At 47.7% G+C, this 22,136-nt stretch carries 18 protein-coding genes; 10 read left to right on the top strand and 8 right to left on the bottom strand.

Annotated features, from left to right (window positions below; all coding sequences use genetic code 11):
* Window positions 1-915, top strand: a complete 915-nt coding sequence (locus ACYVF1_RS25320; RefSeq protein WP_461084184.1) for a pirin family protein — start codon at window positions 1-3, stop codon at window positions 913-915.
* 42 nt (window positions 916-957) lie between these two features.
* Here ACYVF1_RS25320 and ACYVF1_RS25325 read toward each other — a convergent pair whose 3' ends face one another.
* Both ACYVF1_RS25325 and ACYVF1_RS25330 read right to left on the bottom strand, forming a co-directional pair.
* Window positions 958-2,289 carry an ABC1 kinase family protein gene (locus ACYVF1_RS25325; RefSeq protein WP_461084186.1) on the bottom strand — a complete coding sequence of 444 codons (1,332 nt, stop codon included), beginning with the start codon at window positions 2,287-2,289 and terminating at the stop codon, window positions 958-960.
* A gap of 62 nt (window positions 2,290-2,351) precedes the next feature.
* Window positions 2,352-3,026, bottom strand: coding sequence for a TetR/AcrR family transcriptional regulator (locus tag ACYVF1_RS25330; RefSeq protein WP_461084188.1), 675 nt, complete (start codon window positions 3,024-3,026; stop codon window positions 2,352-2,354).
* Window positions 3,027-3,179: 153 nt separating this feature from the next.
* On the opposite strand from ACYVF1_RS25330, the gene ACYVF1_RS25335 reads away from it, so the two are divergent.
* Complete coding sequence (locus tag ACYVF1_RS25335) at window positions 3,180-3,707, top strand: hypothetical protein (RefSeq protein ID WP_461084190.1); 528 nt, start codon at window positions 3,180-3,182, stop codon at window positions 3,705-3,707.
* Window positions 3,708-3,743: 36 nt separating this feature from the next.
* Here ACYVF1_RS25335 and ACYVF1_RS25340 read toward each other — a convergent pair whose 3' ends face one another.
* A complete protein-coding gene (locus tag ACYVF1_RS25340; protein ID WP_461084192.1) occupies window positions 3,744-5,999 on the bottom strand; it encodes a gliding motility-associated C-terminal domain-containing protein in 2,256 nt (751 codons plus the stop codon).
* A gap of 68 nt (window positions 6,000-6,067) precedes the next feature.
* Here ACYVF1_RS25340 and rlmD point away from each other — a divergent pair, with 68 nt between their 5' ends.
* Together rlmD and ACYVF1_RS25350 are read left to right on the top strand one after the other, a co-directional pair.
* The gene (rlmD, locus tag ACYVF1_RS25345) at window positions 6,068-7,516 is read left to right on the top strand and encodes a 23S rRNA (uracil(1939)-C(5))-methyltransferase RlmD (RefSeq protein ID WP_461084194.1); all 1,449 of its coding nucleotides are present in this window, start codon (window positions 6,068-6,070) and stop codon (window positions 7,514-7,516) included.
* Window positions 7,517-7,665: 149 nt separating this feature from the next.
* Window positions 7,666-8,865 (top strand): PKD domain-containing protein, encoded by a 1,200-nt coding sequence (locus ACYVF1_RS25350; RefSeq protein ID WP_461084196.1) that lies wholly within the window; start codon window positions 7,666-7,668, stop codon window positions 8,863-8,865.
* 9 nt (window positions 8,866-8,874) lie between these two features.
* Here ACYVF1_RS25350 and ACYVF1_RS25355 read toward each other — a convergent pair whose 3' ends face one another.
* Both ACYVF1_RS25355 and ACYVF1_RS25360 read right to left on the bottom strand, forming a co-directional pair.
* Window positions 8,875-9,678: a polysaccharide deacetylase family protein gene (locus ACYVF1_RS25355; protein WP_461084198.1), complete on the bottom strand. Its 804-nt coding sequence runs from the start codon at window positions 9,676-9,678 to the stop codon at window positions 8,875-8,877.
* Between the two features lie 13 nt (window positions 9,679-9,691).
* The gene (locus tag ACYVF1_RS25360) at window positions 9,692-10,681 is read right to left on the bottom strand and encodes a ComEA family DNA-binding protein (RefSeq protein ID WP_461084200.1); all 990 of its coding nucleotides are present in this window, start codon (window positions 10,679-10,681) and stop codon (window positions 9,692-9,694) included.
* Between the two features lie 130 nt (window positions 10,682-10,811).
* Between ACYVF1_RS25360 and ACYVF1_RS25365 the strand changes: the two genes are divergently transcribed.
* Entirely contained in the window at window positions 10,812-12,305 is a 1,494-nt protein-coding gene (locus tag ACYVF1_RS25365) for a glycine--tRNA ligase (RefSeq protein ID WP_461084202.1), read from the top strand.
* A 105-nt stretch (window positions 12,306-12,410) separates the two neighbouring features.
* On the opposite strand, the gene ACYVF1_RS25370 is transcribed toward ACYVF1_RS25365, so the two are convergent.
* A complete protein-coding gene (locus ACYVF1_RS25370; RefSeq protein WP_461084205.1) occupies window positions 12,411-12,800 on the bottom strand; it encodes a LytR/AlgR family response regulator transcription factor in 390 nt (129 codons plus the stop codon).
* Between the two features lie 187 nt (window positions 12,801-12,987).
* The gene (locus tag ACYVF1_RS25375; RefSeq protein WP_461084207.1) at window positions 12,988-17,127 is read right to left on the bottom strand and encodes a hybrid sensor histidine kinase/response regulator transcription factor; all 4,140 of its coding nucleotides are present in this window, start codon (window positions 17,125-17,127) and stop codon (window positions 12,988-12,990) included.
* Here ACYVF1_RS25375 and ACYVF1_RS25380 point away from each other — a divergent pair.
* On the top strand, window positions 17,126-17,581 hold the full coding sequence (locus ACYVF1_RS25380; protein WP_461084209.1) for an SRPBCC family protein: 456 nt from the start codon (window positions 17,126-17,128) through the stop codon (window positions 17,579-17,581). The two genes, ACYVF1_RS25375 and ACYVF1_RS25380, sit on opposite strands and share 2 nt — an antisense overlap.
* 192 nt (window positions 17,582-17,773) lie before the next feature.
* Here the strand turns inward: ACYVF1_RS25380 and cysC are convergent, their stop codons facing one another.
* Window positions 17,774-18,301, bottom strand: coding sequence for an adenylyl-sulfate kinase (gene cysC, locus ACYVF1_RS25385; protein ID WP_461084211.1), 528 nt, complete (start codon window positions 18,299-18,301; stop codon window positions 17,774-17,776).
* A 35-nt stretch (window positions 18,302-18,336) separates the two neighbouring features.
* On the opposite strand from cysC, the gene ACYVF1_RS25390 reads away from it, so the two are divergent.
* The 4 genes from ACYVF1_RS25390 to ACYVF1_RS25405 all read left to right on the top strand — a co-directional run bounded on the left by ACYVF1_RS25390 (window position 18,337) and on the right by ACYVF1_RS25405 (window position 22,046).
* Complete coding sequence (locus tag ACYVF1_RS25390; protein ID WP_461084213.1) at window positions 18,337-19,041, top strand: aspartyl/asparaginyl beta-hydroxylase domain-containing protein; 705 nt, start codon at window positions 18,337-18,339, stop codon at window positions 19,039-19,041.
* Between the two features lie 120 nt (window positions 19,042-19,161).
* Entirely contained in the window at window positions 19,162-20,157 is a 996-nt protein-coding gene (locus ACYVF1_RS25395; RefSeq protein WP_461084215.1) for a sulfotransferase family protein, read from the top strand.
* Entirely contained in the window at window positions 20,154-20,669 is a 516-nt protein-coding gene (locus ACYVF1_RS25400) for a hypothetical protein (protein WP_461084217.1), read from the top strand. The genes ACYVF1_RS25395 and ACYVF1_RS25400 overlap by 4 nt, the downstream gene beginning before the upstream one ends.
* A 132-nt stretch (window positions 20,670-20,801) precedes the next feature.
* Window positions 20,802-22,046 (top strand): dicarboxylate/amino acid:cation symporter, encoded by a 1,245-nt coding sequence (locus ACYVF1_RS25405; RefSeq protein WP_461084219.1) that lies wholly within the window; start codon window positions 20,802-20,804, stop codon window positions 22,044-22,046.
* Window positions 22,047-22,136 lie beyond the last annotated feature (90 nt).

Genomic DNA, 22,136 nt, shown 5'->3' on the forward strand with positions numbered 1-22,136 from the left:
ATGTTAGACCTCGTTATTGATGCACGACCAGCTTCATTGGGTAATGGATTTAATGTCCGACGGATTTTGCCGTACCGATTACGCCGGATGCTGGGACCGTTTATCTTCATGGATCATGGTGGGCCGGTCAGTTTGGTGCCCGAGCGAATCTCCAGCATGGACGTATTACCGCATCCACACATCGGACTTTCGACGGTGAGTTATCTTTTTGACGGACAGGTAACCCATCGCGATAGTCTGGGTGTTCAGCAGATTATTCGGCCCGGCGAAGTGAACTGGATGACTGCTGGCAGCGGTATTGCCCACTCCGAACGCTTCGAAGATCCCGCTACGTTGGCAGGTGGTACGTTGGAAATGATTCAGACCTGGGTAGCGCTACCCGAAGCCGACGAAGAATCGGCTCCGACATTTGATAACTATCAACCGCACGAACTTCCCATTTTTACGGATAAAGGTGTCTGGATGAGGCTCATTGCTGGTAATGCGTTTGGCTTGCGAAATGAGGTGAAAACGCATTCGCCTTTGTTTTATGCACACGTGGTGTTGCAGGCGGGTACTCGTTTTGGTTTACCGCTGGGCTATACTGAGCGGGGTGCCTACGTAGCAAAAGGAAGCGTGGAAGTAAATGGCAATCGATACGGTTCCGGACAACTGCTCGTTTTTACACCCGGTATTGACCCGGTTATATCTGCTGTTGAAACATCCACCATCATGCTGCTTGGTGGCGAACCGCTGGGCGAACGATTCATCTGGTGGAACTTCGTTTCGTCAAGAAAGGAACGTATCGAACAGGCCAAAGCCGATTGGGAGGCCGGACGTATTGCTTTGCCGCCGAACGATAACGAGGAATTTGTACCGCTACCTCAGGATAAATCAAAACCGGCCGGGACACCACCGCCCCAGCCGCTCTCGTGATACGTTGCTGCCGCTCAGGGCTTCGACCATCCACAGTTCGTACTACGTTGCTGCAGCCAGTTTCTTAGAACGTAGCCACTCCGGTTTGGTCGTCACAACCTTAGCCTTTAGTTCATTGAGCATGGCGTAAAGGCCATAATACGTTCGATTTACGTAAAGCCCGTCCTGCGAGCCGCGCGCAACTTTCGAGTTTTTCAGTTCGGGAAGAGCCGAGAGGTTTTCGGCAAAAGCGTATACCTTCGTGAAGTAGGTATCATCGCCAAAATCGAACGTATCGACGGCGAACGGTTCAGCGAGCATCAGCGTCATTTCCTTGAACAAATCGGTGAAAAATACCCGGTCTTTTGTCGAGTCCTCGGGCGTTAAAAACTCCAGATTATTAAAGATTTCAGCCGTTAGCTTTGGGTCATCCAACGTATCGGGATTGACAAGCTGGAAGTAATTGTCATAATAAAAATCGGGAATCACTTTCACGCAGCCAAAATCAATAACGCCCATGGTGCCATCGGCTCGCATCAGGAAATTGCCAGGATGCGGATCGGCGTGAACCTGACGTAGCGTATGTATCTGAAAATCATAAAAGTCCCAGAGCGACTGCCCGATACGGTCGCGTACGTCCTGTGAAGGATTTGTCTTCAGAAACTCCCGCAAATGCAGCCCGTCGAGCCAGTCCATCGTCAGGATACGCTTGGAAGAATATTCCGGGTAATATTTCGGAAAAACCAACCCGTCCAGATGGGCGCAGGCCTGCGAAATCTCAATCGACCGCCGTAGTTCAAGTTCATAGTCAGTCTCTTCCAGCAGTTTCGATTCTACTTCACCCATGTAGCGGTCAATGTCGCGTTCGTTCAGGTTCAGCAGACGTACCGCCAGCGGTTTGGCAATTTTTAGGTCTGAGCTAACGGCATCCGCCACACCGGGATACTGCACCTTCACCGCCAGCCTCTTACCATCTTTCCAGGCCTGGTGAACCTGACCGATGCTGGCCGCATTGACAGCCTCCATGTCGAACGTATCGAACAGCTGCGCCGGCGATTTCCCGAAATACGTCTTAAACGTCTTCACAACAAGCGGCCCCGACAGTGGTGGCGCCGAATACTGTGCCATCGTGAACTTATCGGAATAGGCAACCGGCAAAAGCCCACGGTCCATGCTGAGCATCTGCGCCATTTTCAGCGCCGAACCCTTCAATTCACTTAGCGCATCGTAGATATCGGCCGCGTTATCCTTGTGCAACTCCTCTTTCGACAAATCGGGATCGATGAGTTTTTTGCTGTAATGCTTTATATAATTTCCACCAACTTTCACCCCCGCCTTCACAAACTGGCTGGCGCGGGCAACTTTACTGGTCGGAACGGAGGTTTGCGTTTTCATGCGAGTTCAAAGAGCGAATGAGTGAAAGAGCGAAGCCGTCCGGTAGGTTTTCGCTCTTTCACTCATTTATTTTGGTACATAAATTTGGCGAAATCGAATAGCGTATCCAGCGGAGAACGGCCGATGAGGTCGAATGCGGTGTTGACGGATTTCTCAATGGCCGTATCGGTTTTCTCGAAATTCTTACTCACATCGCGTACCCAGAAATCAAGCAGATAGAGCGTCTGTCCCCAGAGCGCATTCGGGTATCGGTCAGTGATAAATGGCCGGGGTTCTACTTCCTTACTTTCCCGACCTTCGGCCAGTAAGTCACGGGCATAATCGAAAAACGCTTCCTTAAACGGTTTAAACACCGATGAACTCTGGATAGAACGCAAGGCTGAGTGAGCCCCCATGCCCCTTGCCCCATGACCGATGCTCTCTAAGCGCCCAAGGCTGTAGACAACAAAACTCCGCTGCGACTTCAGCAATTCGATCCATGTGTAATAAAAAGCCAGCAGTTTCTCCCGCACCGAGTAATTCTGCGACGTAGGATCGGTTTCAACGGTGTTTTTGGCTTCTTCAAAAAAAGTCAGCCAGATGTCGGCTTCGATACCGTCGAACGAAGGGTAATGGCTATAAAATTCGGTTTCAGAAAGTTTAAGCTTTTTGGCAAACTGGAAAACAGAAACGGGTTGTTTTCCGTGTTCAAGAACGTATTCCGTGTAGGCTTTGCGGATTTTTTCGAGCGTTTCCATATACTCAGCTAACGGTCTGTATGACTGAAAAGTTTGGTTTTTGGCAACGTAGCAACGGAAACATTTCGACACAAAGACGACTTCAGGAAAACGTTGTTTATACGTACCTTTGTCTTCGTTACGTTCAGCAAGTATACTGACCCGTCGTACATCATGAAATCGATTTTAACCAGTACGTTCTTTTTTGCCATTTTATGGCTGTTGTCTGCCAATCAGGTATTCAGTCAGTACTATCCGGGAGGTGGTATGGGTTATGGTGGCGGTTACGGGCGCCGGATGGGAGGCATGGATCCGACCATGTCGAGCAGTCCTCGGGCCAACATACCCAACATTGCCGGTGAGATAGCCCAGAAAGAAACTAAGTGGCTCAAAGAAAACCTTTCGCTTTCGAAAGATCAGTTGAAAGCGGTCAAAACGCTGAACAATGAATACGCCAGCCAGCAGCAGGATGCTATAAAGGATATTGTCGGTTCCAGCGGCAAGCCCGGCCCTGAAACGCGCAAGCAAATTCAGGATATGATGCTGATGCTGAACGAAGAAAAAGAAGATAAGCTTAAAACTATTCTTACGCCTGAACAGTGGACAACGTATCAGTCGAAGAAAGAAGATATGCAGAAAGAAGTAGGCGGTTTCCGACCACCGGCGCCTAAAAAAGATTCGCTAAGCAAAAGCCAGCCTTAAAGCGGCCCCGACAGCCAGAACCTGTCGGGACTTCATTTACCGAATCAGTGTAAGCGGGCCCTTTAAGGTCCGCTTTGTTGTTTGTAGAAGATAATAATACGTACCGACCGAAGCTTCTGTACCGTACCAACGGAACTTCGGATCATTGGACTTGTAAACTACCTGCCCCCAGCGATTTGTGATTTCCATAGAGACAAACTGCTCATCACACGAATTTTCCGGGAAATCGCTGATGGCGAAATAATCGTTGAAACCATCGCCATTGGGGGTAAATACGTTCGGAATCTTGATTTCTGCGTTGGCCGTCGGATTTTTAAGCACGAACGTAACGGTAGTCATATCCGTATGTTGCGGCTGGCACGACCGGTCATCAACTACAAAATCAACCACAAACGTCGCTTCCGTTTTTCCGGCCATCAGCTCGCAGGTCGGCTTCCAGGTAAACGGCGACTGGAGTGTAGGTAACCCATTCTTGTCGGTAAAGCTCATGCCAGCGGCCTTCATATCGAAACCTCGACCCGTACCGGTCATACGTAACGTATCACGGTCTGGGTCATTTCCCAGTACGTCGAAAATGGCCTGACCGCCCGATTCTCCAGGCCCAACGATCAGTTCAACGATGGGTTGAGTCAGGGTCGTTCGAATGTTGGGTGGTTGGCTGGGTATGCCTGTAGCCGCCAGCCTGACCGTGACTGTATCGCGTAGGTTCCGGCTACAGCGTGTATCGGTCACGATGAAATCAACAACGTAGTCTTGCTGGGTTGCCTGGGCGCAGGTGGGCTTCCACGTAAAAGGCTGTGCTACTTTTCCCACGCCCGACGCAGAACCAAATGTCATGCCTGCCTGAGCGAGCGTAAACCCACGGCCAACTGCCTGAATAGTAATGTTATCGTTATCGACATCATTGCCGAAAGCTGTGAACGACATCGACGTACCGACCGTAATGCTGGCCTTATTATTAGGTAGATTCGTGCTTGCCGCTGGTTTATTGTTATCTGAAGGAATGATGTTCAACCGAACGGTGATCGTGTCGCTAAGCCCTTGCGGACAACCATCGTCCGTCGCGCGAATGATGAGTGTAACGGGTTTGCCGTCACCTCCAACGCATCGCCCGAAACAGAACTTAGCCTGCAACGTATCACGAGCGGTTCGGGTGAAAAGATCGGTAGGAGCAAGGGTAAGTCCGGGAAGCGAACCACTCATGTTGGTAACCGTGATACGTTGATTCGGGTTGATGTCGGTGATGTATAAATTGAGGCAATTCGTGTCTTTTTCAGCAATCGTTATCACCGTACCCTCCTTATAGAAAGTCGGTTGCCCGGCGGGTCGAAACAGAAGTTGAGGAGGATCGTTACGTGGGCAGTCAATGACCAGCACCTGATAATCGCGCCGGACTTTTCCAATAACTTTACCTGCCCGGTATTCACTCACCTCCACCGAAAACACATATAACCCCTGCCGATTGGGAATTACGCTCAGAAGCCCCGTTTTGGGATTTACGCGCAGTGGGTCTGAACCGGGTATCTGATTGTTCACAGAAATACCAGTATTCCAGCGGATTTCGGGGTAAGGGCCAGCGTAAAATACGGGGTCCACAGGGCGATTTATCGCGCCTGGATTTGGTACGGAAGAGGTACTATACCCATTGTAAGGCGTAACCATCTGGTACGAAAGGCTGTCACCATCGGGGTCGGTAGCGCTGAAGTCGAGCGTAAACGGCTGACCAATACAGGCGTAGTCACCTTTGGGTATGGCAAACACCGGCGACGAATTATTGACGCGGGTTGAGCCGTTAATGAGCGCGGGGAATTCCAGATAAAAAGTCGAACCAGCGGCTCCCGGACCCTGAATGTTGGCGATAGTACCATTTCGACAACAGCGTTCCCACGACATGTAATAGCCACCAGGGTCATTAAACATGTTGGGATCAAGTGTCAAATCGAGACTATGCCGAATCAGGCGAGTGCGCAGATTACCGCTCGAACAGGTTTGGTTTGTATACGTAACCAATTGCTCGCTGATACGTTGAAGCGCCACAAAGCCGATTAACTGGTTCGTGCGTTTGGAAAAAATGCCAACCGAGACCAGCCCATCATTGGCGCCGGGGTCTCCGTTGATATCGTCGAAATACAGATTTAAATTGATGCGGTGGGTATAGCGGCTCTGCGCTCCCAGATAACGAAGTTCCAATTCGCCACCAACAATGTGCGTGGCGACAGCCAACTGACTCAGAACCAGCAATAGACCCGTTAAAAATAAGCTATTCCACCACGTCCGGTACACATTCCACATACACTGAAACAGTTCGGTATAAAGACCGTCCGAAAACGGATGCTTAAATTAGCGCCTTTTTAGGACTTATGCGTAGGAAGATTCATAAAATACCCGAACGGTTGGAGCGCGTTCGTATTGATGCCGTTGCCGCCGAGGGAAAATGTGTGGTACGTACCGACGAGGGCGTAATTTTTGTCGACAACCCAACGGGCGGGCCTGGAGTAGCCCCGGGCGACGTAGTGGACCTACGTATCACCAACCGCAAAAAGCAGTATCGTGAGGCCGTGGCCGAACAGGTACATGAACGATCGGCAGTACGTACCGAGCCTTTCTGCGAACATTTTGGTACGTGTGGTGGCTGCAAATGGCAACATATCGATTATGCAGAACAACTGAACTTTAAACAACAGCAGGTGATCGATCACCTGACACGTATCGGCAAAGTAGATTTGCCGCCCATCCGCCCAATTCTGGCGGCTCATCCAACGCAATACTATCGAAACAAGCTCGAATTTACCTGCGCCGAAGGGCGCTGGCTTACCCAGGCCGAAGTACGTACTGACGCACCAATGGACCAGCGCGCCGTCGGGTTTCACGTTCCCGGACGATTCGATAAGGTGCTTCCCATTCGTCATTGCTACCTTCAGCCTGACCCCTCCAACGCTATTCGGAAAGCCATAACTGACTACGTTTATGAACACGATTTGACGTTGTATAACCTGAAACTGCACACCGGTTTTCTGCGGACGCTCATTATACGTACTGCCGATACTACGCAGCAGCTAATGGTAACGTTGCAGGTGGCGCAGGACAACCCTGAACTGCGTGACGGGCTGCTGCGTCATCTCATGCAGCAGTTTCCGCAAATTACCTCATTGAATTATATACTGAATACCAAGAAGAACGATAGCTATCAGGACCAGACCGTAATTAATTGGTCAGGCAAACCATACATTGAAGAGCGTATGGAGACAGGTGGGGATTTTCCCCCATTAACCTTCCGGATTGGTCCTAAATCATTTTATCAGACGAATGCCGAACAAGCGCATAACCTCTATAAAGTAGCTCGCGACTGGGCAGGGTTGACGGGTAATGAACGTATTTATGACCTGTATACTGGCACGGGTACAATTGCACTTTTTGTAGCTCGACAGGCTCGCGAAGTCATTGGCGTTGAGTATGTTGAAACGTCGGTGGCCGATGCACGTATCAACGCAGAAGTAAATGGCATTACCAACGCTAGCTTTTTTGCCGGTGATATGCGCGACATCCTGACCGATAATTTCTTCGACGAACACGGCCGCCCCGACGTAGTGATTACCGACCCACCACGTGCCGGTATGGATGAAGCCGTTACGCGGCAATTACTCAAAGCCGCCCCCGAACGTATCGTTTACGTAAGCTGCAATACCGCTACGCAAGCACGTGATCTGGGAATTCTGGACGAAGGCTATCGAGTGGCCGATGTGCAACCTGTTGATATGTTTCCGCACACGCACCACGTCGAGAACGTAGCGTTGCTGGTTAGGCGATGATTAACAATAACCTTAATTTCGACTTTGTTATTTACAACTTTCTGAGGAGATTATTTACCAACTATTTTATTTGAAATAGTTGGTAAATAACTATCAGTTTATTATTGTTTAATTACTTCTATTAGAATTGATAGATTTTTTTAGAAATTATGAAAAAGCATTTAGTTTATTTGTTATTTATTTTTATACTATGCTCTGCTGATTTTTGCGGAAGAAAAGATAACCCAGAACCTGAATCAGATCCAGTTGCTTCGTTCAACTTTCAGTTACAAGCTAATGGGGAAGTTAAGTTTGTTAACAATTCGAAGAATGCCATTGGATATCGATGGACGTTTGGCGATGGAGAATTTTCTGAAGAAATTAATCCTGTTCATATTTATAAAATCCCCAAAAAATATATAACTAAATTAATAGCAAAGTCTAAGACGGACTTGACAAGTGAACAGGAAAAAGAAATGGATGTAAATAATATTAATCCTGAGGCTAAATTTTCGTACAGAGAAAATAGCGATGGAGAAATACTATTTTTTAACGAATCCAAATATGCCGAAACCTATTTGTGGAATTTTGGCGATGCACAAACATCTACAGAAAGTAACCCCAAACACCAATACAAGCAAAACGGAAACTATAAAATAAATCTACTCGTAGAAAATCGATCAGGGAAAAATGTAGTTGAGAAAGAAATTAGAATAGAAAGTGTTAAACCAAAGTGTATTGTAAGTTTACTAAATGACAGTAGTATATTTACGAATATTAACTATACTGAAACTAATGATATTTATAAAGTAAGTATTTCTTCCGGTCCGATAGAATCGCCAGTATTTAAAGACGGCAAACTAGTTCAATTTGGGAACTATCAAGATTTTGACTATGATGCAAATAAAAGAATTATTAGATTTCAAGATATTTATATCGATTATGATACTGTAAATAGAGTATCGAAAGTATCTCAAATTAATACTAAATATAGTCAGTATTACAGATTTGAATATAATGCTAATTCGAATCTGAATAAAATATATTCAAGTGAAAAATTTTACGGATTAAATGAAAAAGAGATAGAAGTTTCAAGTGCTTCTTTTGACGATACTATCAATCCATATAGCCAACTGCCAGTAGAAGTAAAAATATATGTGCTTACAAGAAACTTCTTTGCATCAAGTCCAATTCTTACTATTAAACCAATACTACTATTTTCAAGAAATAATTTCATTGAAATACGCCAGGATAAGTTTAATATTGAACAGAAGATAATATCTTTTAACAATAATTTTCCAACACGTATTTATCGCAAGGTTGAAAATAGAGGAGACAGCTTTATTGATATAAAGTACACTTGTAAATAATTTGTTTAGTTACTTACTACGTTGGCTCAAATACGTCATTGCCTCCCGGAATGTAGTGACCCAGAATTTTTGCTTGTTTTTGGCGAGGTACTCAACTAATTTTTTGTGCTCCGCAGTTGGTACGGCAATCCATTGGCTGCCGATGCCGTGAAACATATAAACGCCCATACCGCCCTGCTGAGCCGCTTTCTCGGCAAAGGCAATCAGGTCGGCAGCGGTATTGCTGGGTTGCACACCCCAAGCTGGTACCTGCATTGGGTCGAGGGTGGAAAAATCCGTGACAATGGCGTTGGCGTCGCCACCCATCCGGGCAAAACTGACCAGCCCCGACTTGCGAAGCGTATCAACGCAGGAAACACCACCAACCAGTACGTCAACGCAGGGAAAGGCAAACGTGCGAACATCGGTTCGGCCATCGAGTAAGTAAAGCTGGCTGTTCATCGACTGAATTTCCCGTAACATCCGGCTCATGGTATAATTCTCAAGTGCCCATTCGCCTTTCCAGCCTTTAGCCGCTAAACATGGGTGGAATAAAGTATGATTGGCCAGTTCATGTCCTTGCTTTGCTGCTTGTCGCCACTGATCGGCCAGGCGGGTTTCGGTGATGGAATTGAGAAAGAAGGTCCCGTGTAATCCCGACGCATTCAGCACCGGAACAGCCTGCTCGACCTGGCTATACATCCCATCGTCATACGTCAGAATAATAGCGGCCTTAGCTCCGTTGGGCCAAGTGACACGTTGCGCATGACTGGAAATGCCTATGAAAAGTAGAAATAGAATCGAGAATACGTATCGGTAGAGGAAAGAAACCATGTATAGTCAGTAATTAAAATTCGAGATAAGGCGCGATTTTCTCAATAGTTTGAGCATCCAGAATTCGAATCGGTTTCAACGACTCGGCGGAGGTATATGCTCCGTGCTGTTCGCGGTAGTTCACAATCACTTGCGCCTGCCGACGCGACAAAAATGGCAAGCGATCAAGTTCCTCAACCGAAGCCGTATTAACAGGAATCTTACGAACGCCCGAGCGGATTTTGCCGAACTTCTGCAATTCGTCCAGTGCCAGCGAATCGAGGCCATAAATGTCGCGAAACTGATCGGGGGAAACAAACCCACCCAGCGCATCCCGAAACTTAATGATTCGTCCGGCCAACGTAGCGCCAATACCTTTTAATGCGATTAATTGGGACGTATCGGCTGTATTAATGTCGAATGGTTGTAGGGCTGGCTTGGCTGGACGTTCGGTAACGTAGCGTTCGTTAATAGTGGGCTGTTTATTATTAAATTCAGTACGTTCATTGCGATTAAAATTACCCGTTACGTTCTTCGTTTCTACTTGTTCATGCAACGTAATGTAAGGCTCCAACTGGTCATATAAATCGGGCGGAAAGTCGTAGATACGTAACAGGTCTTCTTTTTTGCGAAACTGACCGCCTTTGCTTCGATACTTATCGATACGTTCGGCCAGCCAGCGCGGAAGCCCCAACTGTTGCCAGCCTGCTACGTTAATGGTGTTGGGATCAAACGGAAAAAGTTTTGGTTCACTAAATCGTTCGGCAGTGGTTTTGTCGTTGTCAGCCCGGTGGTTGAATTGGGGTTGCCTGGCTTCTTCTGCCTTCATAAGCGTTACTAAACTGTCGAGCTTTCGCTGGTCGGATGCCGACGTATCAGAAACATCGGATCGGGCAATAAGCCGATACAGAAAAGGTGCCAGCAGACACAGCGTTGTCAGGAAAAGTAGGACTAAAAATCCTCGAGTTTCCTTGTGAGAAAATCCAAAATAATCTCGTATAAAGGCTTGGAAGCGGGTAAACATGCGTCTAAGACGCACAGTACGTGAGGAAGTAACCCTAGACTGGCTAAGTATCTAAATAAACAGGGCAGATTCATGAATTAGGCCAAAGAACTAGGCACTTGCGCATAAAAACGTATTTTTGCGCTCACGTATGAATACTACACAAGCTCCTGCTACGTCCTTACAAGATATTATTGCCCACGCCAAAGAATATGGCTTCGTTTTTCCGTCGTCCGAAATTTACGATGGTCTACAGGCCGTTTACGATTATGGGCAGAATGGCGTCGAACTGAAAAATAACCTCAAAACGCTGTGGTGGAAGGCTATGACCCAACTCCACGACAACGTAGTAGGTATTGATGCCGCCATATTTATGCATCCGCTTACCTGGAAAGCGTCGGGACACGTCGATTCGTTTAATGATCCGATGATCGACAATCGTGATTCGAAAAAACGGTATCGCGCTGACCAACTGCTTGAACTGAAAGCGGAAGAATACGAAAATTCAGGCGACAAAGAACGCGGTCAGGCTTTACGCGACGAATTGGCCCGTCTGCTCGGTGCCGAAGATCTGGAGGGTGTTCGTAACCTTATTATTGCCGAGGGCATAAAAGATCCGGTTTCTGGCAATGCCAACTGGACGGAGGTGCGGCAATTCAACCTGATGTTCTCGACTCAGATCGGATCGCTGGCCGACGATGCCAGCACCATCTACCTCCGCCCCGAAACGGCCCAGGGTATTTTTGTCAACTTCCTGAACGTACAAAAAACCGGCCGGATGAAGGTTCCGTTTGGTATCGCTCAAATCGGGAAAGCTTTCCGGAATGAGATTGTGGCGCGGCAGTTTACGTTCCGTATGCGCGAATTTGAACAGATGGAAATGCAGTACTTTGTGCGCCCTGGCACTGAACAGGAATGGTACAACCGTTGGAAAGAAACCCGTATGGTATTCCATCAGGCCATCGGTTTACCTGCTGACAGTCTCAAATTCCACGATCATGAAAAGTTGGCTCACTACGCCAAAGCCGCCGTGGATATTGAATATAAGTTCCCATTTGGCTTCCGGGAGATCGAAGGCATACACTCTCGCTCTGATTTCGACCTGAAAAGCCACCAGGAATACAGCAAAAAGAAGCAACAGTATTTTGATAACGAAATCGACGAAGCTACTGGAAAACCGTACGGAAATTACATTCCTTACGTAGTAGAAACGTCTGTTGGTGCCGACCGACTATTTCTGGCAGTTTTTTGTAATGCATTTACCAAGGAGACGGTAGGAGAAGGCGATCAGCAGAAGGAACGTACCTACCTGAAATTACACCCTGCGATAGCCCCGGTGAAAGCAGCCGTATTCCCACTGGTACGTAAGGATGGTCTGCCCGAAAAAGCGGAAGAAATTGTAAAGAGTCTACGTTCGGAATTCCGGGTTATTTATGAGGAGCGCGACGCCATCGGGAAACGCTACACCCGTCAGGATTTGATCGGTACGCCATTCTGCATTGCTGTTGATTACCAGACGCTTGAAGATGATACGGTGACAATCCGCCACCGCGATACAACCGAGCAAATCCGTATTCCCATCCGCGACCTCAAAGCGCACATCGGCCAGGAAGTATCGATGGAACGGGTTTTGGAAAAAATGTAAGGCAAGTTAAAACTATACAAGTCAGTAAAGAAAATGCCCCGTCAGCCTGATCGGGGCATTTTCTTTACTGACTTGTATAGATAGAAGTATAAACCAAACCAACAATTAATTCATAAAAGGACGGGCGCTGGCCAACTGTCGACGAACCGTGCTCCAGCGTCGGCGCGATACGGGTAAAGTTTCACCCGTACTTAAATGAACCAGACCACCAGTTTCGGTACGTTCCAGCCGCTCTACAAATCGACGGTTCACTACGCAGTTGCGATGGAGCCGGATAAACAGTTCGGAGGGTAATTTAGGCGAGTAATATTTGAGCGTTCGGGGCATCAGCATGCGGCTGCCGTCAACCCAATTTAACCAGCTATAATTAGCAACGGCCTGGAGATAAACCAAATCGGTGACGGAAAAAGACTGCCGTCCGGCATCACGTAGATAAAGTTTGAGCGGAGGCCATTCTGTGGTAGTGGTGCGCGTCGACGAAGAAAAGGAAGACATGAGCATCTGAGTAGGCGATTTTTAAAAAGTTGGCTAAGCATTAATGACACAATACTATAGCCGTTACTTTCTTTGCTCTTGCTCATTCGTAACAAGCACTATAAAATTTGTAACATGTTCAGATGTTTTTCAAATCAATAGTACGTCATGTAGTCAGGTGGGGTAGATTCGTGTATTTAAAATTCGGTTAAGCCAGTTCATGCCGATTTTTGTCGACGTATTCAGAAGGTGTTACGTGGTAATGGTCTTTAAAAACTTTGGAGAAGTAAGCGGGCGTATCGAAACCCACCCGATCGGCTACTTCCGACACCGAAACGCCCGTAACCAGTAGAGCAGCCGCCCGATTTAATCGCACGATACGTATCAATTCATTGGGCGTCATGTCAGTCATGGCCTTTACTTTTCGGTTCAGGTGCATCCGACTCATCCCAATTGCATCGGCCAGAGGTTCAACACCAAACGTAGGATCATCAAGGCGAGCTTCGAGCACGGCATAAATTCGATTCATGAAGTCATCCTCTGGATTCTCGCCCGCAACAGGGAGGTAACCTTCCCGTACAAGCTGTGTGCGGTGGTGTTGCCGAATCCGTTGCTGCTGATCGAGCCGGTTCCGGATACGTCCCCGCAGTTCGTCTACCTGAAAAGGCTTCGCTACGTAATCATCTGCTCCCGCAGCAATACCCTCCAGCCGACTCTCGACCGAAGCTTTGGCAGTAAGCAGTAAAATTGGAATATGACTCGTTACCGGATTCTGTTTAAGTTGTCGGCATAGCATCAGGCCGTCCATTTCGGGCATTAATACGTCGCTGATGATAAAATCGGGCCCATCGGCAATGGCCGCATCTAAACCGGCCTGACCGTTATTTACCCGCCGAATCCGCCATTCGGGCGTCAGAATAGACATGATGTAGTCGGCGATACCATCGTTGTCTTCCACGAGCAGGAGCCGGGGCGCATTTTCCGTAAACGTGGCCTGTTGCGCTTCCGTCGTTACTAACGATTCGGGCGAAGTTAGCGAGTTGGCATTATTCGCCAACTGGGGATGAGCCTGTCGGAAGGGTAATTCGACCTGGAACGTAGTACCCATGGTGCGGTGACTCTCCACCGAAATTTTGCCTTTGAGCAATTCTACTAATTCTTTCACCAGCGCCAATCCAATCCCCGAACCGTTCACCATGGTACTGGCTATTGAATCGGCCTGATAAAACCGGTTGAAAATGTGCGGTAATTTGTCTCCAGGAATACTCGTCCCCGTATTGTGAACCGTCAGCTGGATGAGATCGGTATTAGCCGAATTGCCATCAATTGGATCAACTTGTATTGATACGTCTATCAGGCCTGTTTCATCGGTGAATTTCAGTGCATTAGATAATAAATTTGTCAGTATTTTTTCCAGCTTATCGGGGTCAAACCAGTAATAGGGCTGATCAAATTGTTGGTTAAGCCGCAACTGAATCCGTTTACGCTGAGCCTCTTCCGAAAAAACTCCTAACGTTCGTTTAATGAATTCGGGCAAATCGGCGGGGGCCGGTGTCACGACTAGACTACCGGCATCGAGTTTCGCTAAATCAAGTAATTCATTAATTAAACGTAGTAATCGGTTGGCATTCTGATAGATAAGTCGGAGTCGGCCGTGGTAAGGCGAGTTGACACTGTCGTTGAGGACTTCTTCTAACGGTGTTAGAATTAGCGTGAGTGGCGTTCTAAATTCGTGGGTAATGTTGGAAAAGAACCGCGATTTTACCTCATCCAGATGCTTAAGCTGCCGAGATTCCTGTTCCCGTAGTTCCATCCGGCTTTTCAGGCGTATCCGATTGATTCGAATCCGGAAAAACAGTATCAAACCGCATAGAACGAGCAATACATATGCCGTATAGGCCCACCAGGTTGCCCAGAGCGGTGGTTCAATAACAATTCGTAAGGTATGTGTATGCGGGCTCCAGACCCCCGACGTATTGGAAGCATTAACATGAAACGTATACGTAGCAGGCGGCAGATTTGTATAGGTAGCAGTCGACAGATTCTGACTATACACCCAGTCATCTTCAAGCCCGGTTAACTTATAACGATACTGATTTTTATAATTCTGATTAAACTCCAGCGCCGTAAAATCGATAGACAAAAAGTTCTGCTGATGATTCAGAATGATTTCCCGCGTTTCATTAATGTCTTTTTGAAGGGGCGATTCGGGTGTATTTGGGCGAACAACCTGATTATTTATACGTAGCGCCGTCAAAGCGATGGTAGGCTTCACTACGTCTTCGCGGATACGTAACGGATTAAAAGCCGTATAGCCGCCGATGCCGCCAAAAATCAGCCGTCCGTCGGGTAGTGTTACGTCGTGAAACTGCCGAAATTCTTCGCTGGGCAGCCCATCGTCGGCCATGTACGTTCTCACTTCCTGTTTTCGGGCGTCGAAGCGGCACAGACCTCGGTTTGTACTCAGCCAGAGATATCCATTGCGGTCGGGACGGATGGCGTAAATAACGTTATTCGATAAACCCTGTCCGATGGTAAACCGCTGAATGCGCCCTGTCATTTTATCGAGTCGGCAAAGGCCATCTCCGAACGTACCAATCCAGAGAAAGTTGTATTGTTTAGGATCCTGAGCCAGACACAGCAACGAATTTCCGGGCAACGATCTGGGGTCGCCCGGTGCGTTTTTCCAGTGAATGAGCCGTTTGTTCGACAAATCAGCACGTAGTAAACCGTTGTTTTGCGTAGCCAGATAAACACGACCACCATCAACCACCATAGCTGTGATTACATACGGGTGATTGGTGGGTAGGGGTAGCGGGAAAGCAGTAAACGTTTCCTGAGCTGGATTATGGCGGACAACGGCCTGGTTTGTTGGGCCGAGTAATCCCCACATTTCACCCTGTGCACCGGTTGAGAAGGCCGAAAGCCGGAACTGGCCATTCGTTAGCCACCGGCTTTCAATACCGGTTGGTAGGACTGTAGTAAATGTCTGTGCGGCAGCATTGTAACGATAAGGTGGTGTATCCGGGCTGCTTATCCAGAGGGTTCGTTGCCCATCAAATCCGTACCGTATTCGAGGCGACGATTGTAGCCGGATCGGGGCTGGAATGGCATCGCGAGGTATCCTTAACTGCTGCGTCAACCAGTCTGTCTGGAAATTATCTGTATACGGAATGGGTTGAAAAGGCCGAGGTATTAAATCGTACTTGATAATTCCATCGCCATTTAGTCCCAGCCACAGTACGTTGGTTCGATCGACCAGAAGCGATAAAACCGCAAATCGAGCAAGCTTCGGCGATTCCTCAGCCGGGTCAGCTATTAATGGCACAAGACCGGTTTCCTCATTAAATCGGTTCTGATTCACGTAGTCTATTCCCCGATAATCACTGGCAAACAGTGGCAACCCTGGCGATTTACCCAAACTGATTAGTCGCCGAACGCGCCCACCCAAGGGATCAAACAAGGCAAATTGGCCCGGAAACCCCAGCATCAATTCTCCATTCCGCCGTTCGTGAAGCCGGTACACATCGGGGCGTGGCAATCCCTGCGCGGCACGGAACGTAGTAAACTGCCCGGATGTCGGTTCAAACGAATAAAGGCCGGTTTGAGTAGCCAGCCACAAACGATGTCGTTGGTCGAGTAATAAATTGTAAATCAGTGGTTTACCTTGATTCTCAGGGAGTGTAGCATGTCGATGAGTTACTGTACCGTTTGGATGTAGATGAAAAAAACCTCCAGTACGGGTAGCAACCCAAACCGAACCCGCCGGATCGGGCTGAATACCAACCAGTTGGTCCTGTCCTAAAGCCTTCCTGAATGCCGAAGAATTGGATACGTGTAAAGCCTGCCCAGTTGTCGGGTCGAAACGGTCGATATTTTCGTTTTCGGTACGTATCCACAGGTACCCCCGTTTATCTTCTTTAATTTCAGCTATACTGCTGAATACTAACGAACTGGCTTCTTGTGGATCGTGTGCGTAAATATGGAACCGAACCCCATCGTATCGGCAAAGCCCATCCCGGGTAGCCAGCCAGATAAAACCCTGGCGATCCTGAACCAACGAACTGATATACCCTTGTGGAAGCCCGTTACGTACGGTCAGGTACTCAGGTTCAGGTAGGGCAGCCCGTGCCTGCGTCAGGGCGCAAACCAGCCAGATAACTAGTAAAACCGTTCGGAATAAATGCGAAATATAGTTGTAGCTTTTGTGAGATGAATTCTCAGGAAATTGGTAACGAAATGGCTGAACACTACGTTTAGCTCTCTGTACCAGCGTAGTAAAACCGCTTTCTGGTAAAGAATATGTTTGTATTGCCGTACTTCGCTCTCCCATTCGTTCACCGTTCATGCACCTTATTCTTAAAACTCCCGTTGAGCAGGCATTGACTCAAGTCTGGACAGGGTTCAACCGTAGTCTTTTTGAGCAACTGACGCCTACGTTTCCGCCTGTCAACGTAGTACGTTTCGATGGATGCTTACGGGGCGATGTGGTTCACCTCCAGTTAAATTTCTTCCTGTTTCATCAGGACTGGATAAGCGATATTGTCGACCAAAATACTACCGACCAGGAAATTTACTTCGTCGATCATGGGACTAAACTTCCGTTCTTCCTGACGTACTGGCATCACCGTCACCGATTAATTGCGCTTCCGAACGATGCGTCAGGTTATCAGACGCTTATCGTAGACGACATTACGTTCCGAACTCCTTTCCGATTTACAGACTATTTAATTTACCCGATTCTCTGGTTACAATTTGCGTGCCGGAAACCGGTTTACAGGCGCGCTTTTAAACGAAAGTAAAGGCCTGCTCAATTCACTACGTTTATTGATTTTAACTCTATACTACGTTGGATTTGTGTAATTTACAAAGAAATAACTTCATTTCGTCTGTATAGCGCTCACATTCCGCATTCACAAATTATCAACTTTAAATATTTGCTATACTTGTTTATGGTTATTAGATTTTTACATGAACAATAACCGAAAAGATTTTTAGGGCAAAGAGTTAAGAATAAATTGAACCAGAAGTTCTTCGCATTCTTCTTCAGAGAGTTGGTCGGTAGGAACCGTTAAGTCAGGAAGGAGAGGAACCTCATACGGAGAATTGACACCCGTCAGGTTGGTCAATTTGTCGGAGTGGCTGGCTGGGAGTAGGGCGCGGGCGTATAACCCTTTTGTATCACGGGCGATAAGCGTGGGGAGCGCGCAGGATACAAAAACCGTTTTGGCGGGTTGGTTTTCCCGATTGAGTTCGTCACGAATGCGCTGAATCGGGTTGATTGCCGCCATGAGCACCAGAACATTGTGACGAATGAATTTTCGACCAATAAACCCAAGACGCCGGATGTTTTCCGCACGGTCGGCCTCTGAATACGTTAACTCAGGCCAGAGATTCCGACGATATTCGTCGCCATCCAGCACCTCCACGGCGTAGCCAAGCTGAATCAGGCGATTCTGGACCCGATAAGCCAGCGTTGTTTTGCCTGAACCCGATAGACCGGTAAATTGAACGAAAAGCATATAAGCAGAATAATTTCCGAAAGATAAACGACACAATGAATACCGATACAGTTGACCCCAAGAATCGCTTTCTCCGACTTCCATTTCAGTTCGATAACCAGTTGCTGGAGGCTGATTTAGCCGTATGCCAAACCCGCGACTGGATGCAGCATTACAATAAGGCTGATTTTTCGGGAACCTGGAGCAGTATCGCACTACGTTCATTGTCGGGTTCGGAAACGGATGCCAGGGCCCTGCCAGGCAGTTACGCTGATACGTCACTACTAATGAGCTGTTCTTATTTTCAGCGTATTTTGGATCAGCTCGACTGTTCGAAAGATTCTGTTCGTCTCTTGTCGCTGGCACCCGGTAGTGTTATTCATCCCCACCGCGACGGCGACACGAGCTACGAAAGGGGTTTTTTTCGGCTCCATGTTCCGATTCAAACCGGCGAAAAAGTAGCGTTCGTCGTTGATGATCACCAGGTGCCTATGCAGGTCGGAGAGTGCTGGTATGCGAACTTCGATTTGCTGCATAGCGTACGTAACGACGGATCGATCGACCGTATCCATCTGGTGATCGACTGCCACCGGAATGCCTGGTCTGATACGTTGTTCGAGAAAGCAGGCTATTCGTTTGCTGCCGATAAAAAGAGTGATCAACTTTCTCCTGAGGTGCGTGCGCAGATTATGGCTGAGTTGGCCCGGCACAATACCGACGTAGCGCGACAACTCATCGAACAGCTCGCTGGTCAGTCATAAAACGCGGACGACGAGATTTTCAACGTAGTACGTTAGTTGACTGTAAATCAGTTGACATTGGATGATGCATAGCCTTTCGACAGCCTTTTATTAATCACATAGTTCGCGGAGAATTTACTAATGACTGCGCTTAATCCTAAATCACCCGTTTTAAAAGGATGGATTCCTTACCGCCTGAACGTAGTGGACAACCAGCTTAATTTTCGGTGGCTCTACGTCGGTGAGCATCGGTTTAGGGAGCCTTTTTTTGACGAAACAATTGCACGCTGTCAGAGTCATTCCTATAATTCGAGCCGGTGGCATCCCACCACCCAACTATCGGGCTTGCTGGCCGCTGCCGAACATAGTCAGGCAGTAGAGCCGGATGCGTTTATTTTTCACGTATCGCGCTGTGGTTCTACATTGCTTTCACAGTTGCTTTCCATTCCGGAAGAACATTGTGTGATTTCGGAAATGCCGCTGATTGATAACGTATTACGGCTTCCTTATACTCACCCAACCGTTGAACTCTTGCCCGAAGAGCAGGATGCCACGTTGAAAGCCGTCATAACTATGCTCGGTGTGCAACGTACTGGTTATGAGAAACGTCTGTTCATAAAACTCGATAGCTGGCACTTCGCTTTCTACAATACGTTACGCCGATTATACCCGACAGTTCCGTTTATTTTCCTTTACCGCTCACCCGATGCCGTGCTACGTTCGCACCAGAAACACCGTGGCATGCAGGCTGTTCCTGGTGTTATTCAGCCCGAATTGTTTGGGTTGAACGCCAGCCATATCCAAACGATGTCGCTGGATAGTTACACGGCTGCGGTGCTTGAGTTTTATTTCCGTTCGATGCTGAATATAAAGTCGTTTGATGCCAACGTACATTTGCTGCGCTATCAGGAAAATGGTACTGAACTATTTCGGGAGCTAGTCGAAATGCTGGCACTGGATGTCAGTTCAATCGATGAACAACGAATGTTTGAACGAAGTCGTTTCCATGCGAAGCGTCCTGACCAACCGTTTCAAGAATCCAAGCCTATTGAGCCGATTCCATCTTTTTTACAACCTGCCATGAATCAGTATTATGCGCTGGATCATCAGCAAAATAACGCTGTTTTTGCCCAATGACAACCAACGAAACCGACCTGATTGCCCCAATTTATGCGTTTCTAGACAGCATCGGTATTTCTGTTATAGAATCGACACTGGATGAACCAACCTTTTTGCCCGGTATACGTATCGAACAGGGTAAATTAGTGATTGATCGGGCGAAACTGATGTATCCGGGAGATATTCTGCACGAAGCCGGCCACATTGCCGTTACGTTACCTTCAGAACGGCCCCAACTAGGTGGTAATATAACGGAGGGACGCCCAGATAAACAGGGTGATGAGCTAGCTGTACTATTGTGGACTTATGCCGCCTGTCAGTTGATTGGCCTGCCCGACGACGTAGTGTTTCATGCGGGAGGCTACAAAGGCGATAGCAATTGGCTGGTTGATAACTTCAAAAACAAAACCTACATCGGCTTGCCGCTGCTGGTCTGGATGGACATGACGAAAGATAACACTACGTCGGAAGATGGTTTTCCGATCATGACCAACTGGCTTCGCCCGGAAAAACAGATAAGAGAAGAGTGATGAGCTGGCCGACGGTAGCAATTATCAATTATAGAGTGCATCAGCCAGCTTATCATTCATTAAGCGTTGCCTCTTTCGGATATGGTCGGATTCCGTTACATTTGTTCACTACGGTCCTTTTAATCTGACTGCATGAAGCTACCCAACCTGACTACACGTATTTTTCTGGGCATGGTGCTCGGGATTGCCCTTGGTTACTTTTTTCCCGACACTGGCTCCGGTTTCTCAGGCACTGACCTGAACATCCTCTCTAAAATCTTCCTTCGGCTCATCAAAATGATCATTGGGCCGCTTGTTTTCTCGACACTGGTCGTCGGCATTGCCAAACTCGGTGACTTTGGTACCGTTGGACGAATCGGTCTTAAAACACTGGCTTATTTTTATTTCGCAACCATTCTGTCGCTGGTAGTTGGGCTGCTGGTTGTCAACATCATGAAACCGGGCGAAGTGATGAATCTGCCGCTACCGCCCAAAGGCACCGATACGGGCGTGGAAGTGCAGAAGCTGACATTTGAAAACTTCATTACGCACATTGTACCGACGAGTTTCATCGATGCGCTGGCCACGAACGAAATCCTTCAGATTGTTGTATTCAGCATTTTCTTTGGAATTGCCGTTGGAGCGGTTGGGGCACAGGGCAAAGTCATGATTAAAGCCCTCGACGCGCTCTCGCACATCATGTTTAAAATTACGAGCTACGTCATGTCGTTTGCGCCATTTGGCGTACTTGGTGCCATTGCAGCCGTAGTAGCGAAACAGGGTCTAGGTATACTTTCGGGCTATATCTATCTGATTTTCTGCTTCTTCGGCGGACTGCTGTTTTTTATTTTTGTAGTTCTGTTCGCCATTTGTCTGGTAGTTCGGATTCCATATTTTGCGCTGCTACGGGAAGTACGTTCGGCCATTATTCTGTCGTTCAGTACGGCAAGTTCGGAAGCTTCGTTTCCGCAGACGATTGAAGCGCTACGTCGGTTTGGCTGTTCTGAACGTATCATTTCGTTTGTATTACCGCTGGGCTATTCCTTCAATCTCGACGGGTCGATGCTGTACATGACCTTTGCAACGGCGTTTATTGCCCAAGCTTACCACGTACCGCTCTCGGTAGAACAGCAGATTACGATGATGCTGACCCTGATGATTACGTCGAAAGGTATTGCGGGCGTACCACGGGCATCTTTGGTGGTTATTGCCGGAACCATGTCGCTGTTTAACCTGCCTATCGAAGGGTTGGCGCTGTTGCTGGGTATCGATCAGGTACTCGATATGGGCCGTTCCGCAACGAGCGTAGCGGGGAATGCTGTGGCTACCTGCGTCATCTCGAAATGGGAAGGCGAGTTTCGGACGCAGCCGGTTGAAACAGACGGAGTTGCCGTTTAATAAATCGATTGTTGTTGTTTAGGCGGGAGAGCCGTTGGAAACTGTAATTTTAGGCGTAAAATTTACTTTTCCTTAACCTTAATTTCTGTT

It is taken from the genome of Spirosoma flavus, assembly GCF_054778555.1.

Bases quoted from the DNA above. Each gene is read 5' to 3' on its own strand.
- ACYVF1_RS25365 (WP_461084202.1), top strand. From the start codon at position 10,812: ATGAATACTACACAAGCTCCTGCTACGTCCTTACAAGATATTATTGCC.
- ACYVF1_RS25400 (WP_461084217.1), top strand. From the start codon at position 20,154: ATGACAACCAACGAAACCGACCTGATTGCCCCAATTTATGCGTTTCTA.
- ACYVF1_RS25405 (WP_461084219.1), top strand. From the start codon at position 20,802: ATGAAGCTACCCAACCTGACTACACGTATTTTTCTGGGCATGGTGCTC.
- ACYVF1_RS25370 (WP_461084205.1), bottom strand. From the start codon at position 12,800: ATGTCTTCCTTTTCTTCGTCGACGCGCACCACTACCACAGAATGGCCT.
- ACYVF1_RS25395 (WP_461084215.1), top strand. From the start codon at position 19,162: ATGACTGCGCTTAATCCTAAATCACCCGTTTTAAAAGGATGGATTCCT.
- ACYVF1_RS25335 (WP_461084190.1), top strand. From the start codon at position 3,180: ATGAAATCGATTTTAACCAGTACGTTCTTTTTTGCCATTTTATGGCTG.
- ACYVF1_RS25380 (WP_461084209.1), top strand. From the start codon at position 17,126: ATGCACCTTATTCTTAAAACTCCCGTTGAGCAGGCATTGACTCAAGTC.
- ACYVF1_RS25375 (WP_461084207.1), bottom strand. From the start codon at position 17,127: ATGAACGGTGAACGAATGGGAGAGCGAAGTACGGCAATACAAACATAT.
- ACYVF1_RS25330 (WP_461084188.1), bottom strand. From the start codon at position 3,026: ATGGAAACGCTCGAAAAAATCCGCAAAGCCTACACGGAATACGTTCTT.
- ACYVF1_RS25390 (WP_461084213.1), top strand. From the start codon at position 18,337: ATGAATACCGATACAGTTGACCCCAAGAATCGCTTTCTCCGACTTCCA.
- ACYVF1_RS25350 (WP_461084196.1), top strand. From the start codon at position 7,666: ATGAAAAAGCATTTAGTTTATTTGTTATTTATTTTTATACTATGCTCT.
- ACYVF1_RS25320 (WP_461084184.1), top strand. From the start codon at position 1: ATGTTAGACCTCGTTATTGATGCACGACCAGCTTCATTGGGTAATGGA.
- ACYVF1_RS25360 (WP_461084200.1), bottom strand. From the start codon at position 10,681: ATGTTTACCCGCTTCCAAGCCTTTATACGAGATTATTTTGGATTTTCT.
- ACYVF1_RS25325 (WP_461084186.1), bottom strand. From the start codon at position 2,289: ATGAAAACGCAAACCTCCGTTCCGACCAGTAAAGTTGCCCGCGCCAGC.
- cysC (WP_461084211.1), bottom strand. From the start codon at position 18,301: ATGCTTTTCGTTCAATTTACCGGTCTATCGGGTTCAGGCAAAACAACG.
- ACYVF1_RS25340 (WP_461084192.1), bottom strand. From the start codon at position 5,999: ATGTGGAATGTGTACCGGACGTGGTGGAATAGCTTATTTTTAACGGGT.
- rlmD (WP_461084194.1), top strand. From the start codon at position 6,068: ATGCGTAGGAAGATTCATAAAATACCCGAACGGTTGGAGCGCGTTCGT.
- ACYVF1_RS25355 (WP_461084198.1), bottom strand. From the start codon at position 9,678: ATGGTTTCTTTCCTCTACCGATACGTATTCTCGATTCTATTTCTACTT.